Source organism: Neobacillus paridis (genome assembly GCF_016765675.1).
GTDB lineage: Bacteria > Bacillota > Bacilli > Bacillales > Cytobacillaceae > Neobacillus > Neobacillus paridis.
In genome coordinates this window covers 1-530 of the sequence record NZ_JAESWB010000270.1, presented here as the reverse complement: position 1 = coordinate 530, position 530 = coordinate 1, and the positions used below count along the sequence as shown (strand labels likewise).

The window sequence follows — 530 nt, the reverse complement described above, 5'->3', positions numbered from 1 at the left end:
TGGTCATCGTCGCCGGCGCCGAGCTTTTCACGGGCAACAATCTGCTCGTGATGGCATGGGCAGATAGAAAGATCTCCACGCTTGAACTGCTGCGAAGCTGGGTCATCGTCTGCATTGGAAACTTCATTGGCGCGCTGGGGCTGGCCTTGCTGGTGTTCCTGTCGCATCATCCCGAACTCAACAATGGCGCAATAGGCCGGGAATACCTGCAGATTGCGGCAGCAAAGATCGCCATGCCGTTCTGGACAGCGTTCTTCAGGGGGGTGCTGTGCAACGCGCTGGTGTGCCTGGCGGTATGGATGGCGCTTGCCGGGCGTAGCGTGGTGGACAAGGTCGTCGCGATCGTGGTGCCGATCTCCGCCTTCGTCGCGGCCGGCTTCGAGCACAGCGTGGCCAACATGTACTTCATTCCCATGGCGATGCTGTTGCAGCAGTACGGCGATGTGGACGCTGCCCCTGCCATCACCTGGATGGGCTTCCTTCACAACCTGCTTCCGGTATTGCTGGGCAATATCGTCGGGGGCAGCGTA

General features: G+C 60.2%; 1 protein-coding gene. It reads left to right on the top strand.

The annotated features are described in order from the left end of the window. A partial coding sequence (locus JK635_RS28780; protein ID WP_202655270.1) for a formate/nitrite transporter family protein occupies nucleotides 1-530 on the top strand: 530 nt, incomplete at both ends.